Genomic DNA, 24,715 nt, shown 5'->3' with positions numbered 1-24,715 from the left:
ACGCAGAAATGGGGAGGTTGATGAGCTCCCAAAGGGCGAGTTTTATTGGCTCCTGCTCTGTGTTACGGATTCTTGTCGTAGAGTGACTATGTCTTCAAATCAGTGTTTTGATCACAAGCCAATGAATTCTCGCTTAATAAGCCTCTTGAGGTTAGTTGAATATAAGCGCAAAATCGAAAAAAAAGAGTAAGGATTAAAAATGGAACTGTCAGATATTCGCCGCGAATATATAAAAGGCGGTCTACGCCGCAAAGATATCAATGAAAACCCAGTGGAACAGTTTAATCTCTGGTTACAACAAGCGGTTGATGCCAAGTTAACGGACCCTACCGCAATGACAGTTGCAACCGTTGATAAAACTGGGCAGCCTTTTCAGCGCATCGTGTTATTAAAAGATGTTGATAATACGGGCTTTGTGTTTTATACCAACTTGGCCAGCCGGAAAGCACAACAAATTGAAGATAATGCAAAAGTGAGTTTGCATTTTCCGTGGCACCCAATAGAGAGACAGGTTCATATTACAGGTGTTGCTGAGAAGCTCAGCGCAGTGGAGAATATGAAGTATTTTTCTTCTCGACCAAAAGAGAGTCAAATTGCGGCTTGGGCGAGTAAACAGAGTAGTCGTCTTTCTGCTCGAGGGCTGTTAGAAGGAAAGTACCTTGAGCTTAAGCAGAAATTTGCCAATGGAGAGATACCTATCCCTTCATTTTGGGGAGGATACCGTATTCGCCCTGAGTCTATTGAGTTTTGGCAAGGTGGTGAACACCGTTTGCACGATAGATTTTTATTTCAGAAACATGATGAAGAGTGGGATATTGAAAGGTTAGCGCCTTAATTTTATCGCTTTCTAAATAAAAAGACCGGGTAGTGATGCCCGGTCTTTTTAGTGGTTGTCGGTTTAATTAAAGCTGTCTTAGTATTCTAAAGCCAACATAGTTAGATGCGGTATTAGGAGCCAAGAACAGTCGACTGTACGCAGTGGCTTGATTTGGTGAGAAGCTCCAAGCGCCCCCTTTTGTTACGCCTCGGCTGTCATTGGTCCATTCCCAAACATTTCCTACTACGTCATAGAAACCAAAGCCATTAGGTGCAAATGTTTTTACCGGAGAAGCACTTACGTTAGACCATTTGGTGCCACCCCAGCCGGTATTCGCTTGACCTGCTCCGAATGAGTCACCCCACCAAAAATCGGTGTGTGCTCCGGCAAGTGCGGCGACTTCCCACTCCGTCTCATTTGGCAGACGGTAGTGATAACCTGTCTCTTTAGATAACCATCGCGTATAGGCAATCGCATCGGCTTGGCTTATACAAACTGCAGGATAATTTGCCGACTGTTTAAAGCCCGGGTTGCGCCAATAGCTGCCACTAATTGGAATAATTTGAGACTCTTCTACCGTGGTGCAGATATTTTTTAATTCCGCATCGGTTTGATAACCCGTTGAGCTAACAAATAGTTCAAACTCACCAACGGTAATAGGTGTCGATGAGATTGAGTAAGCATTATCGATGTTAACTTGCTTAGCCCCGTTCTCGCCGATCAGATATTGCCCAGAGCCTACAACTACCATTTCCGGTGCCTTGGTGTTACTACCAAGTGAATCCGCAAAGACTCGACCTGAATGAGGAAGGTTTTCGGTTTCTCGTAGTACGGCTCTTAAAGTTTGATCTCCAGTCACTTTTAACTCTTGATGAAACGAGCGGTAGCCTTCTTTCTCAATGCTAATCATGTGTGGACCAACAGGGATCATGATGTCTAGAGGTGTGCTGCCGTAACTCACGCCATCAATAGAAACTCGATCTTGGTACTGATTTGAACGTACTGTTAGCGATACCCACTGTACTTCTTTCTGCTGCTCGGAGTTGTTTTGATCTTCTCCTTGGTCAAAGCAGTAGTTTGACGCAACGTTCAGCAGTTTACACGGTGTATTTTTGGCAGGTCTGGCTTCAAGGTTGACATCCAATGACATGGTGTAGCTCATCTTATCGGAAAAGCTAGCTTTGTTCGTATTGCTGCCAATAACATGAATACTTAAAGAGGTTTGAGCAAGGTGCTGTTTTACTAGCTTTGACTCAGTTGTGGCATTGATGAGCTGAGACTGAAATTTGTTAACCGCTTTTTGTAGCGTCAGGTTTTTGGTTTGCTCAGTACATTGAGCAATGGTCATATCCGTTTTACAGGCATTTGTGTAAGTTACGTCGACTTGTCGACTCGGTGTGAGTTCTTGACGTAGCCTTTCAACTCTCGCTCTGATTCTATTTTCAGTAATACTTTCCAGCTCTTGCTTTAAGCGTTTCTGATCCAACTCAAATAGAGAAAGATCGGCATACAACTCTTGCAGTTTATGCTCCGCTTCTAAGCGAGTTTTTTGGTTTTGTTTTACGTCTGCCCATGCTGATTGATATGCACCTTGACTTGGCCTGATGTCAAAATCGGGCTCATCAGAAATACGAGCAAAATCTCTATCGAGGGCTTTTTTACTCTGAGCTAGTTTCTTATCTAACTGTGCAGATTGATTTTCTAGACGAGACTGCTCTTCTTGAGCTTGCCTAATCTTCGCTTTCTGTTCTGCTACCAGTTTTGCGGAAGCATCCATTTCAATCTGTTTTGCTCTAAGCGAACTTTCAACATCCTGTACTGAAGCAACCGTTGCATCGATAGCGAAGCTGGTTGTCGGTATCAGACAAGGAGAGAGTGCAAGCAATAATGCAGGTAAACCTTGGCGCATAGTTCTAATACTACTTTATTGATTAATTGGGCAATTCACCCATTCTATACGAAAACGCCACTTTGTCAGGAGTTATCATTGTGTGATAGTCGACAAAATGGCGCTTAACAATCAGCTTTGTGAAATCAATCAGAAAATTCAAAGCGTTTCTGAGTGATTTCTTAGCTTTCTTTGCTTGGAAGAAGTTTCACCCAAACTGTATCGTTACCGTTAATTGAGATAACTCGGTTATAGGTTTCATAACCTTCTTTTGAAACAGTTACTTGGTGACGACCTGCAGGAAGAACGATTTCTACCGGTGTACTTCCGTACTTAACACCATTGATAGTGACTGAGTCATTATATTGATCCGAGCGAACAGTGACGTTTGCCCACTGCTTATCATTTTTCGATTTTGCAGTCGATTTGCCTTTTAAGCAGTAGCGAGATTCAACACTTAGCAATTTACATGCGGCAACCGCTTCGGGTTTGGCTTGTAATTGTGCTTGCATTTGTGTGTGGAATGCATTGCTACCAGAGAAGCCACTCTTAATAAGCTGGCTTTCTTGTACGTGAATGTTCAGTTGAACACCGTCCAAGTTCTGTTTTGCCAATGTCGCTTCAGTTAAGCTAGACAACAGATTACCTTTAAAGGTTTTAACCGCTTTCTGTTTGGTGAGATATTTGCCTTGGTTAGCACACTCACCCAACGTCATGGTTGTCGAACATGTTGTGGTGTAACTGGTTTCTAGTACGCTACTTTCACGAAGCTCCGCAGCAATACGTTTCACTCTTGCTTCAATATGAGACTCTTTTAAGTTCTCATACTCATTAGAAAAACGTGCTTTCTTTTGCTTAGTCTGTGAGAGACGAACTTCACTCTCGGTAATTTGCTGACTAATGCTTAACTGGTTCGCTTGGTTCTCTTTAACGGACTCCCACGATGAACGATATTCATCTTGAAAGCTGGATAAATCGGTTTCTGGATCATCAAGAAGACGAGAAAACTGCTTATCAAGAGCCGCTTTAGAACGGTTGCGTTTTGCTTCCAATTCCGCCCCTTGCCTTGTTAAGTTAGTTGCGTCCAGTTGAAGCTGTTTTAGATTCGCCGATTCAGAATCATATTCTTGATTCACTGCGTCTATATCGGCCTTCTTTTGATCAATCTTCTCATCAATTGCAACAACAGGATCGATCTGTTGTACTTCCTCAGTTGCAAATGATGCAGTCGACCAAAAGGGAGTTAGCGCAAGCAAAAGCGCTGGGATACGGCTTGTGATCATAGGTCCCTGCAATAATATTTTATTTGATACTCAAAGAATTATATTAATAATCCGTGAATCACTCAGTAAAAAGATAGAGTGACAAAAATTTTAAACAGTGAGCATACCATCATTCACCATTTAAGTTTGAAAAAAATATCTCATTTTGAGCTGTAGAGAAACAAATTTCATTAAGATACCAATTAACGCTTATCGAGGTAATTGGGCAAGCATTGACCGTAATTTATGTGCACTTGATCATTGTTCCGTTTACTTTTAACACCTTAGCCGCTTTTTGACTCCAATAGACAAGCAGAAGTAAAATGGTTCTGTTTTTCCTAAACTATGGTTTATCACCGCTTATGGCTGCAACAAAACAATCGACGATAAATGGCGTATTGCTACCCAAACCCGCTGAGTTGATTACTTTGCCATCACATATGGATTGTCATGATCACAGTTACACACAAATTGTGATTGGTTTAAAAGGGCAAGCTGAGTTTGATGTAAGTGGTGTAGGGAACTTGATTGGACCGGGGCAAGGTTGTGTTGTGACTGCCTTTACCGATCACGCTTTTGGTGGTGTGATTGGTTCTTCAGACATTTTGGTACTGAACCTGCCACAAGTGACCGATGATAGTCCATTGCTGTTAACCAAATTAAATGAGCTCGCTCATACCGATATCTATTTTCAGTTAGATTCTCAAATTCGTCAGTTAATTCAGATGTTAGTGATGGAGATGCAAACCAGTCCTGATGATCTGCTGCTTAGTCGTGCCTGTAATGACACTATTTTGGCGTTACTGCACCGCCATATCTCTTCATTCTCTTCTGATTGTCGAGAGCAGAGAATCGATTTGGACGTTATTGACCGTTATATTGAAACCCACATCAGTAAGAAGATTTCCGTTTTACAACTGGCGGGAAGTGTTTTCTTGGGTGAGAGCCAGTTTCATACTCTATTTAAAGAACAATCGGGTATTACGCCCCATCAGTATGTATTGACCAAAAGAATTGATATGGCGAAAACGCTCATCGAACAAGGTAAATTGAGTTTAAGCCATATCGCCGATTTAACCGGATTTACAGGTCAAAGTACGTTTACCCACGCTTTTTCTCGCCTTCAAGGTTTATCCCCTTCTCAGTATAAAAAACGTTATTTTTCGAAATAAAACGTTAATCCATATTAAAACTATTGCGTGATATTGTTTGAAAATTGTTACAAAACCAAGTTTTTCACAAAAAAACAGGAGTTTTTGACAACTATCCTTCTCAGGCTCAAAATACACTGCTCGCCATTGTAAGGGAATCCTGAATTGATCAGGAATTGAGATTGAGGAAAACGCATGTTCACAGCATCAGATGTGCTTAGACCAGACTTTATTGAGAAGCCTCTCAATGAGCTTTGGTCACTGATCTCGCCATTGTATATGGTCGATGAATCGAAATGGTTAAATCAACTTATTCCATTAGCTACACCTTCGGTAATGGAAAAGACTGAAATTGAAAAAAAGACCACCAGTCTAATTCAATCTATTCGAGCAGATAAAAAATCTATCCAAATGATAGATGCCTTGCTTCTGGAATATAGCCTAGATACTCAAGAAGGTATCTTGTTAATGTGCTTAGCTGAAGCGTTAATGCGTATTCCTGATAGTGCAACTGCCGACGCGCTTATTCGAGATAAGTTAAGTGTCGCGGATTGGAAATCTCATTTAAAAAATTCAGACTCTGTTTTTGTCAATGCCTCTACGTGGGGATTAATGTTAACGGGGAAAGTTGTCGGTCTTTCAGATCAAGAAAAACCCACCCCTAACCAAGCGGTGTCTCGCTTAGTAAATAAGATGTCCGAGCCAGTTATTCGTCAAGCGATGCACCAAGCGATGAAAATAATGGGGCACCAGTTTGTTCTCGGACGCACCATTGAAGAAGCACAGAAGAACGGCAGTTCTCAGCAAGAAAAAGGCTATGACTACTCTTTTGATATGTTGGGTGAAGCGGCGCTGACGACGGCTGATGCAAAAAAATACTATCGCGACTACCTTACTGCTATTGAAGCGATAGGCAGCCAGAATCGCGACAAAGATCTTGCGACCTCGTCGATTTCAATAAAACTCTCCGCATTGCATCCTCGGTATGAAGTGGCGAATGAGCAGAGAGTGATGTCTGAGCTGTATGCCACTTTGATTGGTCTAGCCAAGAGAGCAAGAGAGTTAGATGTTGCGATTACTATAGATGCCGAAGAGATGGATAGACTTGAACTCTCTTTACGTCTATTTAAAAAGCTTTATCAAAGCCCAGAAATAAAAGGCTGGGGAAAATTTGGTTTGGTAGTGCAGTCGTATTCAAAACGAGCATTACCTGTGTTGGTATGGCTGACGGCATTAGCGAAACAGCAGGGGGATTTGATCCCTTTACGCTTAGTGAAAGGCGCTTACTGGGATAGTGAAATCAAGTGGGCGCAACAGAGCGGTTACCACAACTATTCGGTCTTTACTCGTAAAGAGGCGACAGATGTCGCTTATCTTGCTTGTGCAAGGTTTCTATTAAGCCAGTCGGTTCGTGGCAACATCTATCCTCAATTTGCTAGCCACAATGCTCAAACCGTTACCTCCATCGCGGTAATGAGCAGCCATAATGATTTCGAGTTCCAGCGTCTACATGGTATGGGAGAGTCTTTATATAACCATGCCATGGAAGCCTATAAAGCCAATGTTCGTATCTATGCGCCGGTTGGTAACCATAAAGATTTGCTTCCGTATCTTGTGCGTCGATTACTTGAGAATGGTGCAAACAGCTCGTTTGTCCATCGATTGGTGGATGCTAGATGTCCTGTCGAGACTCTAACTGAGCACCCAGTTGACATGCTGCTCAATTGTGAATCGCTGCATAATAATAAGATCCCGTTACCTCTTGATATCTTTTCAGACCGAAAAAACTCCTATGGCATCAATGTCGATATAGATAGTGAGTTAGAAAGCTTTGAAACAGAAGTAAACACTCACTTAGAGCGTATCTGGACCGCTGGCCCTGTAATAAATGGTCAGCCACTCTACCAAAGCATGATCAAGCAAGAGCAGACAGCCGAACGCATTACTGCTCCGTATGACAGAAGCATCGAGGTGGGAAATGTCATGTTTGCTCGCCTTGATCATGTTTCCGAAGCAATTGACGTCGCAGAGCATGCTTTCGGTGACTGGCAAGGGCTGCCGGCTGATGAGAGAAGTCATTATCTCAACACTTTGGCCGACTTACTGGAGGAAAATCTGGCGGAATTTGTGGCGATTTGCCATAAAGAGGCTGGAAAAACAATTCATGATGGTATTGACGAAGTTCGAGAAGCGGTGGACTTTTGTCGATACTACGCTAGCCAGAGCGAGCTATTTGCCAGCCAAGATATTCAAGGCTTTTCTGGTGGTTCTTACCGTGTTACGCGACAGGGCAGAGGTGTCTTTGTTTGCATTAGCCCTTGGAACTTCCCATTGGCGATTTTCCTTGGACAGATAAGTGCAGCATTGATGGCTGGCAATACGGTTATCGCTAAACCTGCTGAACAGACCTGTTTAATTGCCGCTCGAGTGTTCGAGCTAATTAAGCAAGCGAAATTCCCTGACGGTGTAGTGCAATTGCTGCCGGGTAAAGGAGCAGAGATTGGCGCGGCATTAACTTCTCATCCTTCCATTGCTGGTGTGGCATTTACCGGCTCAACCGAGACTGCTCATCGAGTAAATCGATCTCTCGCTGAGCGTAACGCAGCTCCTGTGCCATTTATTGCTGAAACAGGCGGGCAAAACGCCATGATTGTTGACAGCACTGCCTTACCTGAACAGGTTGTTCGAGATGTTATTCGCTCTGCATTTGCCTCTGCCGGCCAACGATGTTCTGCTCTTCGAGTTCTTTTTGTACAAGAAGACATTGCAGAAAGAATTATCGCTTTAATTGATGGGGCAATGAGTGAGTTATCGGTTGGTTTACCTTATTTGCATAAAACCGATGTTGGGCCAGTCATTGACAAGGCTGCAAAGCAGAGGTTGCTGGCTCATATTGAACAGATGAGTTCAAGTCAGACATTAATAAAAACATTGCCGCTAGATGAAGAGTGTCAGAAGGGGGACTTTGTTCCACCAACGGCATTTGAAATAAGTGATATTTCGGTTCTTGAGCAAGAGCATTTTGGGCCGGTATTGCACATCGTGAGATTCAAAGCTTCACAATTACCTGATGTGATCGAGCAAATTAATCGCACTGGTTATGGGTTAACAATGGGCGTTCATAGCCGAAACGAAACGACCTACCGTCAGATCGAAAAAACAGCCCGAGTTGGTAACTGCTATATCAACCGAGACCAAGTTGGTGCTGTTGTAGGTGTTCAACCATTCGGTGGACAGGGTTTATCTGGTACCGGGCCAAAAGCAGGCGGACCACACTATCTGTATAGATTTACTCAAGCTAGTTATCAAAGAGGACAAGCGTAATGAGCATGACTAAACCTTATTTCTCTAACGCTTTTTCTGTATGGGAAGAGTGGAATCTTTTGTCATTTGATGAAAAAAGTGAGTATTTACTTTCTCTGGAATCCAAATTGAAAGGTGGCTTTCAAGATGCATTTCAATATCAGATGGTGTGCAGTAAGCAAACAGTAGGTTATGTACATAACTTGCCCGGTCCTACCGGGGAGACAAATGAACTGTATACCGCAGGTCGAGGCGTTGCGGTATTGGTTGTTGATTCTGAGCACGAAAATAGTGAGAAAGCGGTCGGCGCTCTGCTTGCTGCGATGTTGGCCGCGGGAAACAGTACTATTGTTTGCTGCGACAACCCCTCTTTACTTGAGACTCTGTCGACGGCATTAGATCAAGCAAATTTACCAACTAACTTAGTGCAATGTGTTTCTTTAGAATGCGGAAATGATTTGCTGGAAGAAGATATTCGTAACTTTGCCTTTGTTGGTAGTGAGCAAGATGTTCTTGGTTATAACAAGAAGCTTGCATTACGTTCTGGTGCAATTACTGCGCTGGTTTCTGAAACGGATCTTGAGGCATTACCGCAATCTCAAGACCCTAAGTTGGTGCTTCGTTTTATTACGGAACGTACCCGCACCATTAATATTACTGCGGTAGGTGGAAATGCCACTCTGCTCGAATTGGGTAGTGATGGGCACTAAGCCATATATTCCTTTCCTCAAAGGATTTGGGGAAAGGAAAATGATAAATATAGAGGATATTTTTAATGATCGAGAATAGCTTTGCTATTACAGCAACGTTTGTTGCTTATCTAATCATGATGCTGGCAATTGGATATGTCGCATTTTTAAGGACGTCGAGTTCTAGTGATTATTTTCTTGGTGGCCGTTCACTAGGTCCATGGCCTTCAGCGTTATCTGCTGGTGCGTCGGATATGAGTGGTTGGCTATTACTTGGACTTCCTGGTTACGCTTATGCGGCAGGTATTGAAGCATTTTGGTTAGCTGGTGGATTGCTAATTGGAACATGGGCTAACTGGTTATTTAGTGCTAAGCGTTTAAGAACGTACAGTATCGCTACAGACTCGCTAACCATTCCTGAATTTTTAGCTCGTCGATTTAATGACAACTCTAAGCTAATTCAAACAATCTCTGCTTTCTTCATATTGTTGTTCTTCCTTTTCTATACCAGTTCTGGTCTAGTTGCAGGCGGTAAATTGTTCGAAACAGTGTTTGGCTTAGACTACAGCATTGCGGTGATTATTGGCGCAGTATGTGTGGTTTCCTATACCTTATTTGGTGGCTTTTTAGCGGTATCTTGGACGGATTTAGTGCAAGGTCTATTAATGGCTGCGGCGCTAATGATAGTACCAATTGCTGCTATGAATGGAGGCTTTAGCCAACTAGAATCTGATCTTATTGCTATCAACCCTGATTTGATGACATTTTGGGATGATTCAAAAGGTGAACCATTGTCTGCTATTGCCATTATCTCTTTAGTGGCGTGGGGACTAGGCTATTTTGGTCAACCTCATATATTGGCTCGTTTTAAAGCGTCAAGAAGCAACAAAGATTTAGCAACCGCACGTCGTATCGCGGTAATCTGGTCTGCACTTTCTATGGCAGGTGCGATGCTAGTCGGTTTGGTCGGTTTAGTTTACGTAACCAATACTCAAGGTGGTCAACTTGCTGATGGTGAGAAGATCTTTATGGTGCTGGTTAACGCGATGTTCCACCCAGTTATCGCCGGTATCTTGTTAGCGGCGATTCTGGCTGCAATCATGAGTACGGCTGATTCTCAGCTTCTGGTCTCTTCGTCTGCGTTGGCTGAGGATTTCTATAAACAAGTCTTTAGACCTGATGCATCATCAGAAGAGGTGGTTAAGATTGGTCGTATCGGTGTGGTACTGATCTCTATTTTTGCCTTGGTACTAGCGATTAATCCTGACAGTTCAGTTCTAGGATTGGTTTCTTATGCATGGGCTGGGTTTGGTGCGGCATTTGGCCCTGCAATCCTGTTGAGTCTGTACTGGTCACGTATGACCCGTAACGGTGCTTTAGCGGGTATTGTGGTCGGTGGTATTACCATTGTTGTTTGGAAACAACTCTCTGGTGGTTGGTTCGACGTTTACGAAATCGTACCGGGAATCATTTTCTCTACCATTGCAATTGTTGGCATTAGCTTACTTTCTAAAGATGTTGATACTAAAGTGGCAGAACAACATAAGAAGTATGAGAAACTGCTTGTTGAATTAGACTGATAGTTCTGTCAAAGAAACTGTCTTATAAATTAGGGTGTTGGCGCAAGCCGCACCCTTTTTTTGTGAGGTTACTCGGATATTTGAAAAATAGTGTTAAAGTTTTATTGGGTTATTTGGGATCGATAGCAGACTTTTATGTAAATCATATTATTATTGGCCAGATTTTCGACAAATCGTCTAAATAGTGTAGTGAGTGATAAGGGATTTCTTATGCCAGATATATTTTGCGACAATTGTAAAAAGATGACACCACATAAGTCACTTATGTGCCGACGCCAAGACGTTCCTAGTTCAATTGTGCAAAAATTCAGTCAGTTTTTCAGTCACGTGGCCAAAGGGAATCATTACTATGATATGGAACCTAGGTATTTTTGCCGAGGTTGCAACTCTCAGAACATAAAGCAGGAAGCTCCCGTGAAACCAATGACGACCTCTACTCAGATCGGCGTCGTTTAAAAACACTATTATTTATTATTCTCTCTTTTAAAATCCAGATATTTATATCTGGATTTTTTACATTTAGGCTATCAAAAACGTATTACTGCTAATCCATTGTTAATGGTCGAATAGAGACGGATAGATGTGTTAGATAGAATAAGCGTGCCAGCCTAATAGCCAATGACGATGTGAGATTTAGTGAAGTAAAGGGAAAAGAGCTGAAGGGTCGAAACGGCAAAAGAGAATGTAAGGAGTGCCTTTTCAGACACTCCTTAATACGGGTTTACACTGTAAAGCGACCTACCAGCTCAGATAACTCTTGAGCTTTACTGTTCAGTTGTTGACTGCCATTACGGTTCTCATTTGCCAACTCAGCAGATTCGCTACTCTTATCAGAAATAACCACAATTCTTTCAGATATCTCTTTGCCTACTTGGCTTTGTTCTTCTGTTGCGGTTGCGATGAGTGAGTTCATATCCATAATCACGTTAATTGATTCTTGAATTTGAACCAGAGCGGTTGCTGCTGCGTTTGCTTCTTCTACGGTTTGAACACTACGGGACTTACTCTTATCCATTGTGCTTACCGCCGCGTCTGACGCCGCTTTCAACTGTTCGATCATCTTATGAATTTCAAGAGTGCTCTCTTGAGTCCGGCTGGCCAGTTTACGAACTTCATCTGCTACAACGGCAAATCCACGCCCTTGCTCTCCGGCACGAGCGGCTTCAATCGCTGCATTCAAAGCAAGTAAGTTGGTTTGCTCTGCAATGTCTTGAATCACTTCAAGAGAGGTGGAAATGTTTTGAACATCACCTTCTAGCTGTGACACCACTTCGTTGGCTTGCTCTACATCACCGGCAAGTGCTTCAACAGAGCTTGCCGCGGCGTTAACAATTCGCATAGCGTCCGAAGAGTTGTCTTCAGCATCTTTGGCAGATTCTGCGGCTTGAGTGGCATTGCTAGATATCTCATGCGCAGTGGTGGTCATCTCTGTCATCGCTGTCGCAACTTGCTCAGTCTCTTCTCGTTGCTGAGATGCTAATCCGTCTACTTGACCTGCTCTACTTGACATATTGGTGGTCTCATTGGCCACTTCGCTACTCACTTGAGAGACGTTCTTGATAATAGACTGTAGGCTGGCTACAAACTGATTAAAGTTGTGCCCCAGCTTAGTAAATTCAGGAACAGAAAACTCCTCCATACGCGCAGTTAGATCGGCATCACCGGAAGCGAATGAAGCGATTGAGCGGTCAAAAGCGTTCAATGGACGAATAATGCTTTGGTTAACGATTACCGCAAAGATCGCAACAATAATAACAATAACTAAGGTAGCAATGGCGATAGTAACTAACGCACCATCTGCAAGAGAGCGCGATTCCGCTTCCATCGCTGATAGGGTGGTTTCTACATCATCGATATAAAAACCGGTACCGACAACAATATCCCATTGAGACAAATAGATGGAGTAAGCAAGTTTAGGTGAAGGCTCATCCTCGCCCGGTTTAGGGAAGTAATAGGTAGTATAGCCGCCGCCATTTTTACCTTGTTTAACAATATCTTGAATCAACAGAAAGCCGTTTACATCTTTAAGTGTCCAATAATTGTTGCCGATACCACTATCACTTTGCCCCAGCAATACACGAACCCCTTGTGAGTCATACCCAAAGATATAACCGTTGGCACCAAACTTGATGTTTGCCAGTTCAGCAATCACTTTCTCTTTTGAAGCGTTCGATGCTTTTAAAGGAGTTAATACAGTATCAACGATATCAAGATAAGATTTAAGCTCGTCTTTCTTGGACTGCATCATACCGTCACGAGACGAGTTCATATGCGCATTGTTTAAGCTTTTTAACTCGGCATTAGTGAAATACATAGTACCTACAGCAATAATCAGTAGGGGGAGTATGGCTAAAATATAGAGCCTTGCTTTTATTGTTAAATTCATTACATCTTACCTACAGTTAACTTGTTATCTTATTATCAGTTTAGTCAATAAATAAACAATGATTATAAAATTAGTACATTATACTAATCGCATGTATATGTATCGGCATTTTCAATAAGATCTTTACTGTTTTTGTGAGTGGAGGTCGGAATCGAGTGCGCTGAGCGATTTTGCAATTTATTCAATGGCTATTGCAGTTATTTGCAATTATTAGTGTTAATTATTGGCAATTGATGGTAGATATGTGGGGCAAATTGATAAGGTGAAAAATAATGAGTATAAGCAAAGAGATTCAACAGATTAATAATCGTCTGGACAAGTACCAGCGCAAGTTGGCGGCAGCAATGTCGAGAAACGACAGAGCTATTATTAGTCAGTTTGAAAAAGAGATTGAGTCTCTAACCAAAAAGCGCAATCAGCTAAAGCACAAACAGCAGTATGAGCTAAATAAAGATCGCAAAAACTTGTCCGATATGGCGTTCCAAAGAGCGTTAACTAAAGAAGAGCAAGCAGATTTAGGTAAGTTGAAAAAGAGAGTAAAAGGATTGGTTGTGGTTCACCCTTTAACTAAACTGGGTAAAGAACTGCGGATAGAAGTGGTAACAGGCTTCGCGGAAAAATCGTTTTAACTCTATTTATCTTAGCTTGGGTAATCTAAACCAATAAGCGTGATGAGAGACACTGGCGAATAGGTGAAATAGGGCAGGAAGCCCTCTCTCAGCTCAGTTTTTATTAATATGCCTTAACACCAAACGTTCGTAGTGCGCTCGGTAATATATTATCTAGGTTGTCTGTATCATGCTTTTCTAGTTCAATAATATTGAAGTTATAGCGATGATAGATGGCTAAAACCGCTTCTCTACTTATCTCTGTTTGTGTTTTGTCCCATAGTTGAATGTAGACACGGCCAGAGGGTAAATAAAAATTACAGTATAACTCTTCTTCAATGGGGAGTTTTCGTTGGTAAGCATGCACTAACCCCGCCATATATAACCAGTTATCGATGAGCATCTCTTCTTTAGTACAAACATAATGACCATCTGAAGTTCGGTGCTTCGCTGAGAATTTTTGCTGGAAACTAGAAAATGACTTATCTGTGGATACAGTGTCTGAATCTGTACCAAGAAATTCGCTGACTGAACGACGAAAATTTTTGTCACGCAAAATGGTGTCATGCCAAACAATAAACTGGCTTGAGGCGTTTTTGGGCTCTCTTGGTTCTCCCCCTGCCTGTACGCCAAGATCTGTTAAGTGCCAGCCATCCTCTTCTTTATTCATCCACCCCAGTTCATTGAGTATTTGATTGATTTTTTTAGCATTTAACCCCAATTTATCGCCAATTTGAGTTGCAGTTAACCGCACTCCTGCGCTGATGCTTGTATCAATTAACAAATTACTTGGCCAAACAATAAAGGAGCCAAACTCTTTGTGGTCGACATATTCACCACCAAAGCGTAGTCCTGTATTGGTCAGTTGCCACTTATCATTATGACGAACAATGTAGCCCAACTGATTGAGTTGATTAAACAGAGATTTTGAATCGGTGTTTTTCTGCTTTGCTAATGCTGTGGTGGAAATTTTGTCCGTCATTGAGTTTTGCTCTTTGTTATTCATACGGAAGTCTATTGCATATGGTGACTATTCATTCACAAACGTTGCTTGTAAGGGACTCTGAACAAGTGTGCTAGCGGTATGAGCATTTGACCCTAACCGCCAATCTAGCACAGATTATATTGAATTTCGCAATCTTCCCTGAGCACGCATCCTTGATGCTACTTGAGTAACTTAACCATTTTCCGTTTAACAATGGTCAGGCTACATTTGCCAACTGGCTAATAGTTACCATACTTATAGTGAGAGTATACATCTAAGGTACCTATTATGAAGAATGAACTGGATCCAAGCAAAGTCCTTAAAGCCTATGAAATGGTGATGGATAACGGTACACCGACAGAGTTTGGTAAGATCTACGAAGGTGTAGAAGCGTGCTCAGATTATGATGGCTACAATGTGTTTATGCGTGGCAATGGTGTGGAGCTAACGGTGGGTTTTCATAACACCTATCACCTTGAGTATGACCAAGAACATCTGCGGGATAGCTTTCTAAAAAAAGTAGAGGCGTTAAGTAAATAACCGACCTCTACTTTTTATGGCTGTACCAGCTTAATTGAATGAGTACTTATGTTCCGTTGTGAAAGGAAGAACTGTCGCTACAAAAAAGCCGTCTGATTCAATAGCAGATGGACAACGATACTGAGCGCGTAACCTAGCGCAATCACTGGCATCCATTTTAGGTGGCCAAAGAAGGTGTATTTGCCGTGAGCTGCGCCCATCAATGCCACTCCGGCGGCTGAACCGATAGAGAGCAAGCTACCCCCTACACCTGCCGTTAAGGTCACCAGTAGCCAGTTACCTAATGACATCTCTGGTTGCATAGTGAGTACCGCAAACATCACCGGAATGTTATCGACAATGGCAGAAAGGACACCAACAACGATATTCGCCCAGATAGGATCCCATTGTGTGTACATCACTTCAGAGACTAGATTTAAATAGCCAAGTAAACTCAACCCCCCTACGCACATAACGACGCCGTAGAAGAACAGTAAGGTATCCCACTCCGCGTGAGAGACTCGTCTAAACACATCAAAAGGTATGATAGACCCTAATCGTTTTAGTGCCGCTTCATCGTGTGCGGCAACAGCTTTTGCTCTTTTGCGAGCAATAGATGCGGGTAATGTTTTGCGCAAGAAAAAGCCGAAAAACTGCAAGTAGGCCAATCCCATCATCATGCCGATAACCGGTGGGAAGTGCAGGTAGCCGTGGAAACAGACCGCTGTGGCGATGGTTAACAAAAACAACCCTATAATGCGCTTACCACCGCGTTTCATTTCTACGTACTCATGTATGGCTTCTGGCTGAGTTTTTGGTACAAAGAACGACATAATAATCGCTGGCACAATATAGTTAGCAACAGAGGGCACGAATAGGGAGAGAAATTGAGAAAATGAGACTAAGCCTGCCTGCCAAACCATTAGCGTTGTAATATCTCCAAATGGACTGAAAGCCCCACCCGCATTTGCCGCTACAACAATATTGATGCAGGCTAAATTAATAAACTTGGCGTTATTGCCTCCTACCTTGAGAACTACCGCACACATCAATAGTGCCGTGGTTAGATTGTCAGCAATAGGAGAGATAAAAAATGAAAGAATGCCGGTAATCCAAAATAGTGAACGAAGGTTAAACCCTTTACCGACCATCCAAGCTCTAAGACAGTCGAAGATTCGCCTCTCTTCCATAGCACTGATGTAAGTCATTGCCACCAGCAAGAAGAGCAACAGTTCTGCATATTCTAATAAATTGTGTTCGATAGCTTGTTTGGCGACTTCTGTCTGACCATGTTGCTGGTATACATAGCCAATCATTATCCAAATAATGCCGGCAGCCAATAGTACCGGTTTGGACTTTCTTAACTGGAGGTACTCTTCTGCCATAACGAGTCCGTATGCCAGGGTAAAGACCAATAAAGAAGCGTAACCAATAGTAGATTGAGTCAGTCCGGGGATGGGCAGATTGTCAATGGTTGAGGAAAAAACGGTAGTAGAGAATAAACTGAGTAATATTGCTAAAAAACAGCGTGTTAGTTTCATGTAATTTTCAATCCTTCGAAAATAGACGTTTAACATTATTTTAGTAAACCCGATTTATAAGTTGTGTGAACTACACCAAGTAACGCTAATATCTTTGCTTAAATGTTAGTAAACAGACAGCGGCATTGACGCTCGGTGGGCGCATTTTAAACGGGTCATTATTATCTTGTTGGCTAATAGTAGAGCAGATTTGTTGATAATTTGTAAAATTGATGATCGGTTTATGGGGCATCTGACGCAAAAAAAACGAAAGGGAAAATAAAAACGAGCGGCAGGCCGCTCGTTAATTAACTATCAAGTTGCGTTGTTCTATAAAGGCATGACGCGATTTCGACCTAAGCTCTTCGCTTTATATAGTTGCTTATCGGCACTATCAATAAGAGCAATAGGGTTCTGTTCCTCAACAAACTCAGCGACACCCAAAGAGGCTGAAATATTTTCTACCTGTTTTCCTGAGCGCTTATCTTTAACGGAAATTTTTTCAATGGAGCGACGTACTGTTTCGGCAAATTGGCGAGCAATACGAAGTGATTTATTGGGAACCAACAATGCAAACTCTTCGCCACCGTAACGATAGGCTGCGATGCCATCTCGGCAGTGTAACTGAAGTCTTCTTGCGATAGCTTTGATCACCATATCTCCAAATACATGGCCATACTGATCATTTAAATTTTTAAATCTATCGATATCAATTAAAATCAAACAGAGTGGGTGGGACTCACCAGAGCTGCAAAACGAAGCGATATCTCTATCAAAAGCTCCTCGGTTTAATAAGCTAGATAAACTATCGTACAGAGCATCACGCTGCACTTTTTCCAACTCTTTCTTCAGCGTTGAAATCTCTTCACTGGCGGTACTTAGCTGGTTATTAAAATACTGTGTTGAGTGTTTAATCTCTTTTGATTGTGCAACAAAGCCTCTTACCAGTGAAAGCAGCTCATCAAACGTGATGCCTTCTTCTTCCATGGCTTCTAAATTGGTGAGACTTTTTTCAATATTGTTCTGAAAAGTACTTGTGTCTGCCAACGTGTCTTTCATTGACATGAAAATTTCGTTTATCAGGATCTCGAGATTATTTCGTAGTTCCTGAACATCTGCTTCGGTTTGGCTTGCTATGTAGGTTTTGTATAAACCTTCGCTATGACTAGGCAGGCACAAACCATACTCTTCGATAATATTGTTGAGTTCTTGATTCAGTTCAGGTTGAGTTTCTGCAACGTAGGTGTACCACAATGCATAATTTTCAGGCGTCGTTGGCACCTGATTTTTTATCATTAGGGGAACAGCTTTGCGTAAGTTTTCTGCTGCTTTCTGAAAATCTTCGTTTGTCATTACGTAACCAGAGTCTATGTGTATGGTTTTTTTATGTGCTTGTTTAATGGTAGCGAATTTATTCTAGAGTTTCCTATTAGTTTTCAATTAATTTGCATATTTTTTGATTTGGCTCGGTACTGCTAGGGTCTGTTGGCCTTTCGCGACCTTTTTTGCAGCCGATTGCTGGTGCTTTAAACAACGGCAGCCATGGCTGCCGTTAGAAACATCATTTTCGCTCACTACTTAGTCGCATTAATGATCGACATAAAGGTAGTTTTGCCAGCTTTTCATTCGAATAAGTATTTTTCTCATGACAGAAACATGTTCAAAATGCGGAGAGTACACTGCGATTTCAGCTGCGCTACCCAGTGGTAAGTTAAATGATGAGATATCATCGAGGATGCGTAACTTAACCATCAGTCGACCTTGAGTGTTAAGCGCGTTGGTTCCTAATAAGGTTCCTCGTGCTTGTATTTGTCCTTCTGCGATGGCTGGAATTAACTCGACCACTTCTCCTTTAAACGTTTTACCGGGTAATGCACGAAAGATGAAATCCGCCTCAAATCCAGGTTTAAGTCGCTGGGAGGCATTTTGTCTAAATGCGCCCACATAGTACTTGTCTTCGGTATGAACAAAGGTCATCACTGGGGCCAAAGGCAAAGGAACCGCCATCATCCCAGGTCTTAAAGCCAATTGAGAAACGTAACCGTCTGTAGGCGCATAAACGGTAGTTTCGTCTAAGTTGAACTGCGCTTGTGTAAGTGCCGCTTTGGCACGAGCAACAGAGGTGTTTTCACCATTAATTTCTGATGTATACGCCAATTCAGCTTGATTTTGATTAGCAAGCGCTGCTTCCAAAGAGGCTTGTGCGGCTTTGTAACTTTGTTGTTTGGTATCGACTTGTTGTTCAGTAAATGCCCCTCTAGAAAAGCCTTTTTGGTACCTTTGATATTCTCGCTGAGCTTTGTCTCTCTCCGCGGTTGCTTTAATTGCGGTAGCTTGTGCGGCTTTATAAACGGACTCAAGCTGTAATACATTTTGTTGCGAGGCAACCAGTGCCGCTGTTCTGTTGACCACTTCTGCTTCGAATGGGGTGGGATCTATTTTGAAAAGTACCTCTCCCTTTTTTAAAGGCTGGTTAGCAACGACATTAACCTCAACCACTTTCCCCCTAACACTACTGACGATAGGAGTGGTGTTAAAGATCTGTCCACCAATATGGGTAAAAGGGTGGTTATAGTTCATCACAAGCACCATTGAGCCAACCAGAGCTACTCCCCCAAGTACGGCGGTAGGAACCGTCCATTTGTTTAGTGGTATCTTAAAAACTTTGAAAATGGCGACACAAAACGCGGTGTAGGTTAAGACAAGTAATGTTTCCATTATGCGTCTCCTTCTGTTGAAGGTTCAGCATGGTTATCTGATGGCTTGCTGACCTGATACTTTAACGCGTTCACCTCTTTTTCCAACTGCAAAACTTGCTCTGAAAGTAGTGTGATTTTATGGTTTGTATCCAGCTGTTCTTCTTCTAACTTATGAAACCCCCAACCTCTGTCTGAACGCCAAAGAGTCGCCCAAATCCAAAGAAATGGCCACAATACATGTAAAGTAAATAAGCTGACCCATCCAGCAACATGAATGGCGTCTTGGTGAGGGTGATTGCGTTCTTTAGATATTTCATATGGGATGTCATGTATAACAATGATGCCATAAAACATAACCAGTGCGACAAAGATGAGAAGGCCAAGCGCAACGTAATCTAGAAACATAAGCATATCCTTGCTTAAAGTAGATGGGCGTGCGCTAAAGCAAAGACAATTTCACAAATAAAGGTGAAAGAGTGATGTTAAAACAGCACGTTAAATCGAACCATGATTTTCAGTTTAGCAAACAATATAGCCAAGTGGTATAAAGTCGTCTGCCGCACGAGTGGTGTCGGTTGTTCTTTTCAATGCTGTTTAGCTGAATAGGGAAACGTTACTCTTCAACGCAGACTTGATTTCGTCCGTTGGCTTTGGCGCGATATAAGGCTTTATCTGCCCGGTAGAAAGTACGCTGAGTATTTTCACCGTCCATATGCATTGTTACGCCAATACTTACGGTTAATCCACGTTCACCAAGCACCTCTTTCCAGCCATATTGATAAATACGTTCCCGATAGTGTTCGGCGTGCATTTGAGCTCGATCGAGGTTGGCATTTTCCAGTATCACTAAGAACTCTTCCCCACCAAATCGGACACAGGATGCGCCTTTGAATTTGAAGTGAGATTTCAGCTCTTGGGAGACATTAACAATCGCCTTATCTCCTACCAAGTGGCTAAGCTCGTCATTGATGGATTTAAAGTGGTCAATATCGATAACCAAGAAAGCAAAAGGCGTATCATGCAGCAGCAGATCTTTTAGCTTCACCTCCATCCAACGACGGTTGTGTAGTGAGGTTAAAGGATCGGTGAAGACATCTTGTTGCAGTTTGGCCACGGTATCTTTTTGATTTTCTGTGGTCTCTTTTAGCTCTTTGTTCTCTTGCTCAGACATAATGAGTTTAAGTTGTAACTCAAATCTAGAAAGCCTACGTAATTGATGAGCGCCGAGGTCACTAATAGGAATGCTCTTGATCAGATCCGTTGAGACTCTGTAACCCATTTTTTCAAAGGTAAGAGCCTGCTGAAACTGACCTTGATTCATAAACACACGGCTTAATGAGTCGTACAGTTTTTGTAACAGCAGTGGTGATGAAGTGGTACGGATTTTCTTAGTCGTGCTCTGCAAAATAATACTGGCGAGCTCAACTTTACCAATTTCAGTTAGGTTTCTTGCTTGCTCTAAGCGCAGCATATTTGCAAGCCAATAAGCGTGGTGGCGGTTGACCAAATAGTGGGTTTTGGTCAGGGTCACTAATGCTTGATGGTAATTTTTCTCTCGTCGTTCTAACTGCGCTTGATAGAGAACAATTTGTCCTGCCAGAATTTTGTCACTGACCAGAATACTCAACTCTTCGCACTCAGCTAACAGTTCTCTGGCTGCATTCACTCTATTTAAAGAGATGAGACACGCCACCATATTTAACTTGTAGTTGAGACGTAGAGAACGGCTGGTTAAAGCGTGATCAATACCGTCAATTTTTTGATAGTAGCGCAGTGCTTTCGCATGGTCACCGTAGGCATCGCAAAGACTCCCCATACCTAGTACCGCTTGGGCGTATTCATCAATTAAGCTGTACTCTACCGCTAAAGAAGAGAGATCAACGAACTCTTGTAGCGCCTCGGTGTAGAGTCCTGACTCCACCAGTCGGGCGCTTAAGCTACTACGTATAGTAATAATCTCTTCTACGTTGTCCGGCAGTATAAGTAAATCCAACGCTTTTTTAAGTTCATCGATGGACTGGCTGTTTTGGTTTAGTTGGCTGCGGTATTCGGCACTGATGAGGTAACAATATGCCTTCTCACGCTGTGAAGTGGCAATGTGTTGCAGTATGTGATCCCAGAATATAATGGCTTCTTCTCCAGAAACCGAAGAAGGGTCGAGACCCGCATCAGATACTTTACTGAGAAGTTTATCCATGTTCGCTATCCACGTGTTGATTTAACTCATCGAGTTGCTCTAGAGTAAATGGGAAAGTAAGAATATCGTGCAGTTCAACCAGCGGTCTATCTTGTGCTAAGCCACGTCTTTCCCATGGGTAGTTGTTAAGCGTTTGATTGATAAATTGGTATAACTGTTTGGCTTTTTCATCTTTAACCGCCACCAACAGTCCCACTCTATCTTCACTTATACGCGAAATTAAATCTTCCCTATTACATAAGCATTGAGAGAGCTCCAAACAGACCTCTAAATAGGCTGGATTGGCATGTTTAATCAAGATAACAGCATGTGTAGATGCCGTTAATTCACTCTTGAACAGAACCAACTGTTCCCACCAATAGGTTTCAGAAACAAGGTTAGAGTAACCAATATCGCCGTGATGAAATTCTACTTGGCGACGAATGCGGTTAATCAGCTTACGGGCGCGTTGATCAAGTTGACGTTTTGAAGCTCGTGCTTTATCTAGGCTTAATCTGTTAGTCTGTTCTTTCAATTGGGTAATCGAATGATGACGGTATTTTTTAAAGGCTTTGAGTGCGCCTTCAAAGTTGCCCTGTTTTTCTGCCACTGCTGACTGTTGGAAACAGATTTGAGACAGTAGGTCATCATCGTTAAATGTCTTTGCCGCAGCTTCCGCATCACTTAAAAATTGTTTGGCATTATCAAGGTTGTTGCGGATAAGCTCTAACCGAGCTCGGCTAATAAATGCTTGTGTCTTAATCCAAGTCAGGTCGTTATCAATCGCCAGGTTATACGCTTTAACGGTGGCAATCTCAGCGTCATCTAGACGCTCTAAACCGAGTAATGCTAAACCTCGAAGATCCCATATCTCCGCTTTCCACTGTTTATGGGAATTATGTTTTAGTACTTCTTCTGCGCTGTCTAACGTGGAGTACATTTCAATGTAGTTATTGAGAAGATAATAGTCTTTAGCAAGGTAGATACTCGCTTTACCTTCTAGCCAATCGATACGGGCATTATTGGCAACATTGACGGCCAAGCTGTGTGTGGACATCGCCAATTTGTGCTGCTGAGTGACACGCCAAACATTACCAAGGCCAATCAAACATTCAATTTCAATAATGGTTTCGCCAACAAGCGCAGCTTGTTCAAGGGCATTGATCCAAAATTGTTGTGCGGAATAGTATTTTGCTTGTCCCCAAAACTGCATCGCATGAACATGCAAAATCTCAGGAAGAAAAAGATCGGTGTCTAACCGGTTGAGGCGAATTAGAGCTTCTTTGATGGATTTTAACCCTTGAGAGTAATCCATCATATGCCAGTAACAGCGAGACATAATAATGCAGGCTTTAATTCCGCCTTCGGGATAAAGTATTTGGTCGGCTTTACCTAAACATTGCTTGGCAATAACCAAAACAGTTTCAGGCTCCACTTCATAACGGGAAGCGAGCTGCTCTAATTCATTTTCGAGTAATGTGTGAGCTTTGTCCAAAGGCTAAGTCCATGATGTTGACATATAAACAAACAATTCATTATATGAATAGTTTCGTTGAGAGCACCAACTATAATTAGCTAAATTGAATATAGAGCAATAAAAGTTAGTGTCGACTCACAAAGTCTGTGGGATTATCCGTTATGACAATAGCTGTTTTAGCGTAAGTGGTTGGTCTGTTAACCCTAAGCTCTGCGCCGGAGTAAGCCCATCTTTATCTTGGTAGCATAAATTGTGCCAAGCTCGAAATATATCCAACATAGGAAGGATTCCGCTTGGTCTGAGTTTTCGGCGAGGTTCGTTAATAAAGCTGCCGAAAAGGAGCTGAAAACGATCTTGGTAGAATTTGGTGTTTTGTACGCTTGCCTGCTGTAACCACTGCTTTGTAGAAGAGTTATTGCCTGCTAGATAGCAGATGCCTTTGCTGACATTTTGTTGCTCAGAAATAGCCCAACGATCTTTCCACCATCCCATATGAACAATATCAACTTTTTCAGGTAATTGACTATTGTCCCAACCCGCATCTTCTTCGACATACATTAGGTCAATATTTTGACGTTTAATTCTAGGCAAGCAGATAGTTAAAGCCGCTGAACGTAAGACGGGATCTTGAGGTAAATAGATGGATACCTGTTTATCAATATCGCACATTTCTAGTACATGCAGAAAATGGGCGTATGAGGTATAAGGTGCTCGGATCAATGCGCCTTTAGATGGGTAATTAAAGCTGGTCATATTACCCATAGGATCTTCAACATTTCCTCTGGCGAGAATAACTTGGTATTTCTCGTCAATTCTTTCTCTTAAATCGGACGATTGTACCGAAATATCATTGTTTGCTTCAGGCTGATAATGACGTGAAACATAGCGTGATGGGGTTTGGTAGGGGTCATGATCGAGAGAACCTTGCGCCTCTTCATCAATAGAGTAATTGATATGTTGCGACAAGATATAGCCGGAGTTTGCTTCACCAGTAGCGAACCATAGCACCCCGTTATTACTTTTTGGCTGCAGCGGCATAAAGTGTGAAGCCAAATGATAATGATGAGCATGGTTAACCCAGCGGGCATCAAACATGGCAAGCTTACGACGGCAGCGACTGGCGATATGATCGACGTGATCGTAAAACGTCTTGGGATTGATCTCTAGTTTTCGACACACTTCTCGTACCGAGAAGCTCATAAAAAGCAATCCTAATAGGTTTTCTTGAAAGTTGAGTTTTTTGTTCGCACCAGACCATTTATCCACAAAGGTGGATTGGCATTTTTTGCAGCGATATCTCTGGCGATCACCACTGTAACCAAATGCATGGTATAGGTTTTTATGGGTATGAACCGATAGGCCAAAATTGTCACACTCAGTATTGCGACAAGTTGGTAGACCGTCGCTATGGACGCGACGTAAACGATGTAGTTCGTTTATAACTTCTTGGTTGTTAAGTAAGGGGGGGAAAGCACCACACTCTCGGCAGACCATCGCTGGACGCTTAGGGTTTACGTGTTGAAGAACATAACGTTCTGCATCGCTCAATCCAAAGTTGTCACACGCCAATGTTTTACAAAAGTTGAGTTGTAATCCATCTACGTCCTTCGGCAATTTGCCATTTGACACGATCGCCCCCTCGGGAATTTATATGA

General features: G+C 42.4%; 18 protein-coding genes. 7 read left to right on the top strand and 11 right to left on the bottom strand.

Features of this window, described 5'->3' with window-relative positions:
- The first annotated feature begins 199 nt into the window (after positions 1 to 199).
- Entirely contained in the window at positions 200 to 835 is a 636-nt protein-coding gene (gene pdxH, locus CHJ_RS17320; protein ID WP_171753322.1) for a pyridoxamine 5'-phosphate oxidase, read from the top strand.
- A 67-nt stretch (positions 836 to 902) separates the two neighbouring features.
- Here pdxH and CHJ_RS17315 read toward each other — a convergent pair whose 3' ends face one another.
- Positions 903 to 2,726, bottom strand: a complete 1,824-nt coding sequence (locus CHJ_RS17315) for an SUMF1/EgtB/PvdO family nonheme iron enzyme (protein WP_317918425.1) — start codon at positions 2,724 to 2,726, stop codon at positions 903 to 905.
- 161 nt (positions 2,727 to 2,887) lie between these two features.
- Positions 2,888 to 3,988 carry a PEGA domain-containing protein gene (locus CHJ_RS17310; protein WP_171753320.1) on the bottom strand — a complete coding sequence of 367 codons (1,101 nt, stop codon included), beginning with the start codon at positions 3,986 to 3,988 and terminating at the stop codon, positions 2,888 to 2,890.
- A gap of 302 nt (positions 3,989 to 4,290) precedes the next feature.
- On the opposite strand from CHJ_RS17310, the gene CHJ_RS17305 reads away from it, so the two are divergent.
- From CHJ_RS17305 to putP, 4 genes are all read left to right on the top strand, one after another.
- Positions 4,291 to 5,139, top strand: coding sequence for a helix-turn-helix domain-containing protein (locus CHJ_RS17305; RefSeq protein WP_411861571.1), 849 nt, complete (start codon positions 4,291 to 4,293; stop codon positions 5,137 to 5,139).
- A 174-nt stretch (positions 5,140 to 5,313) separates the two neighbouring features.
- Positions 5,314 to 8,442: a bifunctional proline dehydrogenase/L-glutamate gamma-semialdehyde dehydrogenase PutA gene (putA, locus tag CHJ_RS17300; protein WP_317918424.1), complete on the top strand. Its 3,129-nt coding sequence runs from the start codon at positions 5,314 to 5,316 to the stop codon at positions 8,440 to 8,442.
- Complete coding sequence (locus CHJ_RS17295; protein WP_317918423.1) at positions 8,442 to 9,131, top strand: 1-pyrroline-5-carboxylate dehydrogenase; 690 nt, start codon at positions 8,442 to 8,444, stop codon at positions 9,129 to 9,131. Before putA ends, CHJ_RS17295 begins: the two co-directional genes overlap by 1 nt.
- 65 nt (positions 9,132 to 9,196) lie before the next feature.
- Positions 9,197 to 10,690 (top strand): sodium/proline symporter PutP, encoded by a 1,494-nt coding sequence (putP, locus tag CHJ_RS17290; protein WP_171753317.1) that lies wholly within the window; start codon positions 9,197 to 9,199, stop codon positions 10,688 to 10,690.
- Positions 10,691 to 11,411: 721 nt separating this feature from the next.
- Here putP and CHJ_RS17285 read toward each other — a convergent pair.
- Entirely contained in the window at positions 11,412 to 13,076 is a 1,665-nt protein-coding gene (locus tag CHJ_RS17285) for a methyl-accepting chemotaxis protein (protein ID WP_317918422.1), read from the bottom strand.
- A 272-nt stretch (positions 13,077 to 13,348) separates the two neighbouring features.
- On the opposite strand from CHJ_RS17285, the gene CHJ_RS17280 reads away from it, so the two are divergent.
- Positions 13,349 to 13,705 (top strand): YibL family ribosome-associated protein, encoded by a 357-nt coding sequence (locus CHJ_RS17280; protein WP_171753315.1) that lies wholly within the window; start codon positions 13,349 to 13,351, stop codon positions 13,703 to 13,705.
- A 103-nt stretch (positions 13,706 to 13,808) separates the two neighbouring features.
- On the opposite strand, the gene CHJ_RS17275 is transcribed toward CHJ_RS17280, so the two are convergent.
- A complete protein-coding gene (locus CHJ_RS17275) occupies positions 13,809 to 14,666 on the bottom strand; it encodes a glycerol kinase (RefSeq protein ID WP_317919205.1) in 858 nt (285 codons plus the stop codon).
- A 291-nt stretch (positions 14,667 to 14,957) separates the two neighbouring features.
- On the opposite strand from CHJ_RS17275, the gene CHJ_RS17270 reads away from it, so the two are divergent.
- Positions 14,958 to 15,209 (top strand): DUF3081 domain-containing protein, encoded by a 252-nt coding sequence (locus tag CHJ_RS17270; protein WP_171753313.1) that lies wholly within the window; start codon positions 14,958 to 14,960, stop codon positions 15,207 to 15,209.
- A 77-nt stretch (positions 15,210 to 15,286) separates the two neighbouring features.
- Here CHJ_RS17270 and nhaD read toward each other — a convergent pair whose 3' ends face one another.
- The 7 genes from nhaD to CHJ_RS17235 all read right to left on the bottom strand — a co-directional run bounded on the left by nhaD (position 15,287) and on the right by CHJ_RS17235 (position 24,689).
- Positions 15,287 to 16,729: a sodium:proton antiporter NhaD gene (gene nhaD, locus CHJ_RS17265; protein ID WP_171753312.1), complete on the bottom strand. Its 1,443-nt coding sequence runs from the start codon at positions 16,727 to 16,729 to the stop codon at positions 15,287 to 15,289.
- Between the two features lie 309 nt (positions 16,730 to 17,038).
- Positions 17,039 to 18,061 (bottom strand): GGDEF domain-containing protein, encoded by a 1,023-nt coding sequence (locus CHJ_RS17260; RefSeq protein ID WP_317918421.1) that lies wholly within the window; start codon positions 18,059 to 18,061, stop codon positions 17,039 to 17,041.
- 234 nt (positions 18,062 to 18,295) lie between these two features.
- The gene (locus CHJ_RS17255) at positions 18,296 to 19,426 is read right to left on the bottom strand and encodes an HlyD family secretion protein (protein ID WP_171753310.1); all 1,131 of its coding nucleotides are present in this window, start codon (positions 19,424 to 19,426) and stop codon (positions 18,296 to 18,298) included.
- Positions 19,426 to 19,812, bottom strand: a complete 387-nt coding sequence (locus tag CHJ_RS17250) for a DUF3302 domain-containing protein (protein ID WP_317918420.1) — start codon at positions 19,810 to 19,812, stop codon at positions 19,426 to 19,428. Before CHJ_RS17250 ends, CHJ_RS17255 begins: the two co-directional genes overlap by 1 nt.
- A gap of 208 nt (positions 19,813 to 20,020) precedes the next feature.
- Positions 20,021 to 21,604: a sensor domain-containing diguanylate cyclase gene (locus CHJ_RS17245; RefSeq protein ID WP_171753308.1), complete on the bottom strand. Its 1,584-nt coding sequence runs from the start codon at positions 21,602 to 21,604 to the stop codon at positions 20,021 to 20,023.
- Positions 21,597 to 23,078, bottom strand: coding sequence for a hypothetical protein (locus tag CHJ_RS17240; RefSeq protein ID WP_171753307.1), 1,482 nt, complete (start codon positions 23,076 to 23,078; stop codon positions 21,597 to 21,599). Before CHJ_RS17240 ends, CHJ_RS17245 begins: the two co-directional genes overlap by 8 nt.
- A 141-nt stretch (positions 23,079 to 23,219) precedes the next feature.
- A complete protein-coding gene (locus CHJ_RS17235; RefSeq protein WP_317918419.1) occupies positions 23,220 to 24,689 on the bottom strand; it encodes a lactate dehydrogenase in 1,470 nt (489 codons plus the stop codon).
- Positions 24,690 to 24,715: the final 26 nt, after the last annotated feature.

It is taken from the genome of Vibrio sp. MACH09 (genome assembly GCF_033238805.1).
GTDB lineage: Bacteria > Pseudomonadota > Gammaproteobacteria > Enterobacterales > Vibrionaceae > Vibrio.
Note: the sequence above shows the minus strand (reverse complement) of the source record. Positions and strands in the feature narration are given on the sequence as shown.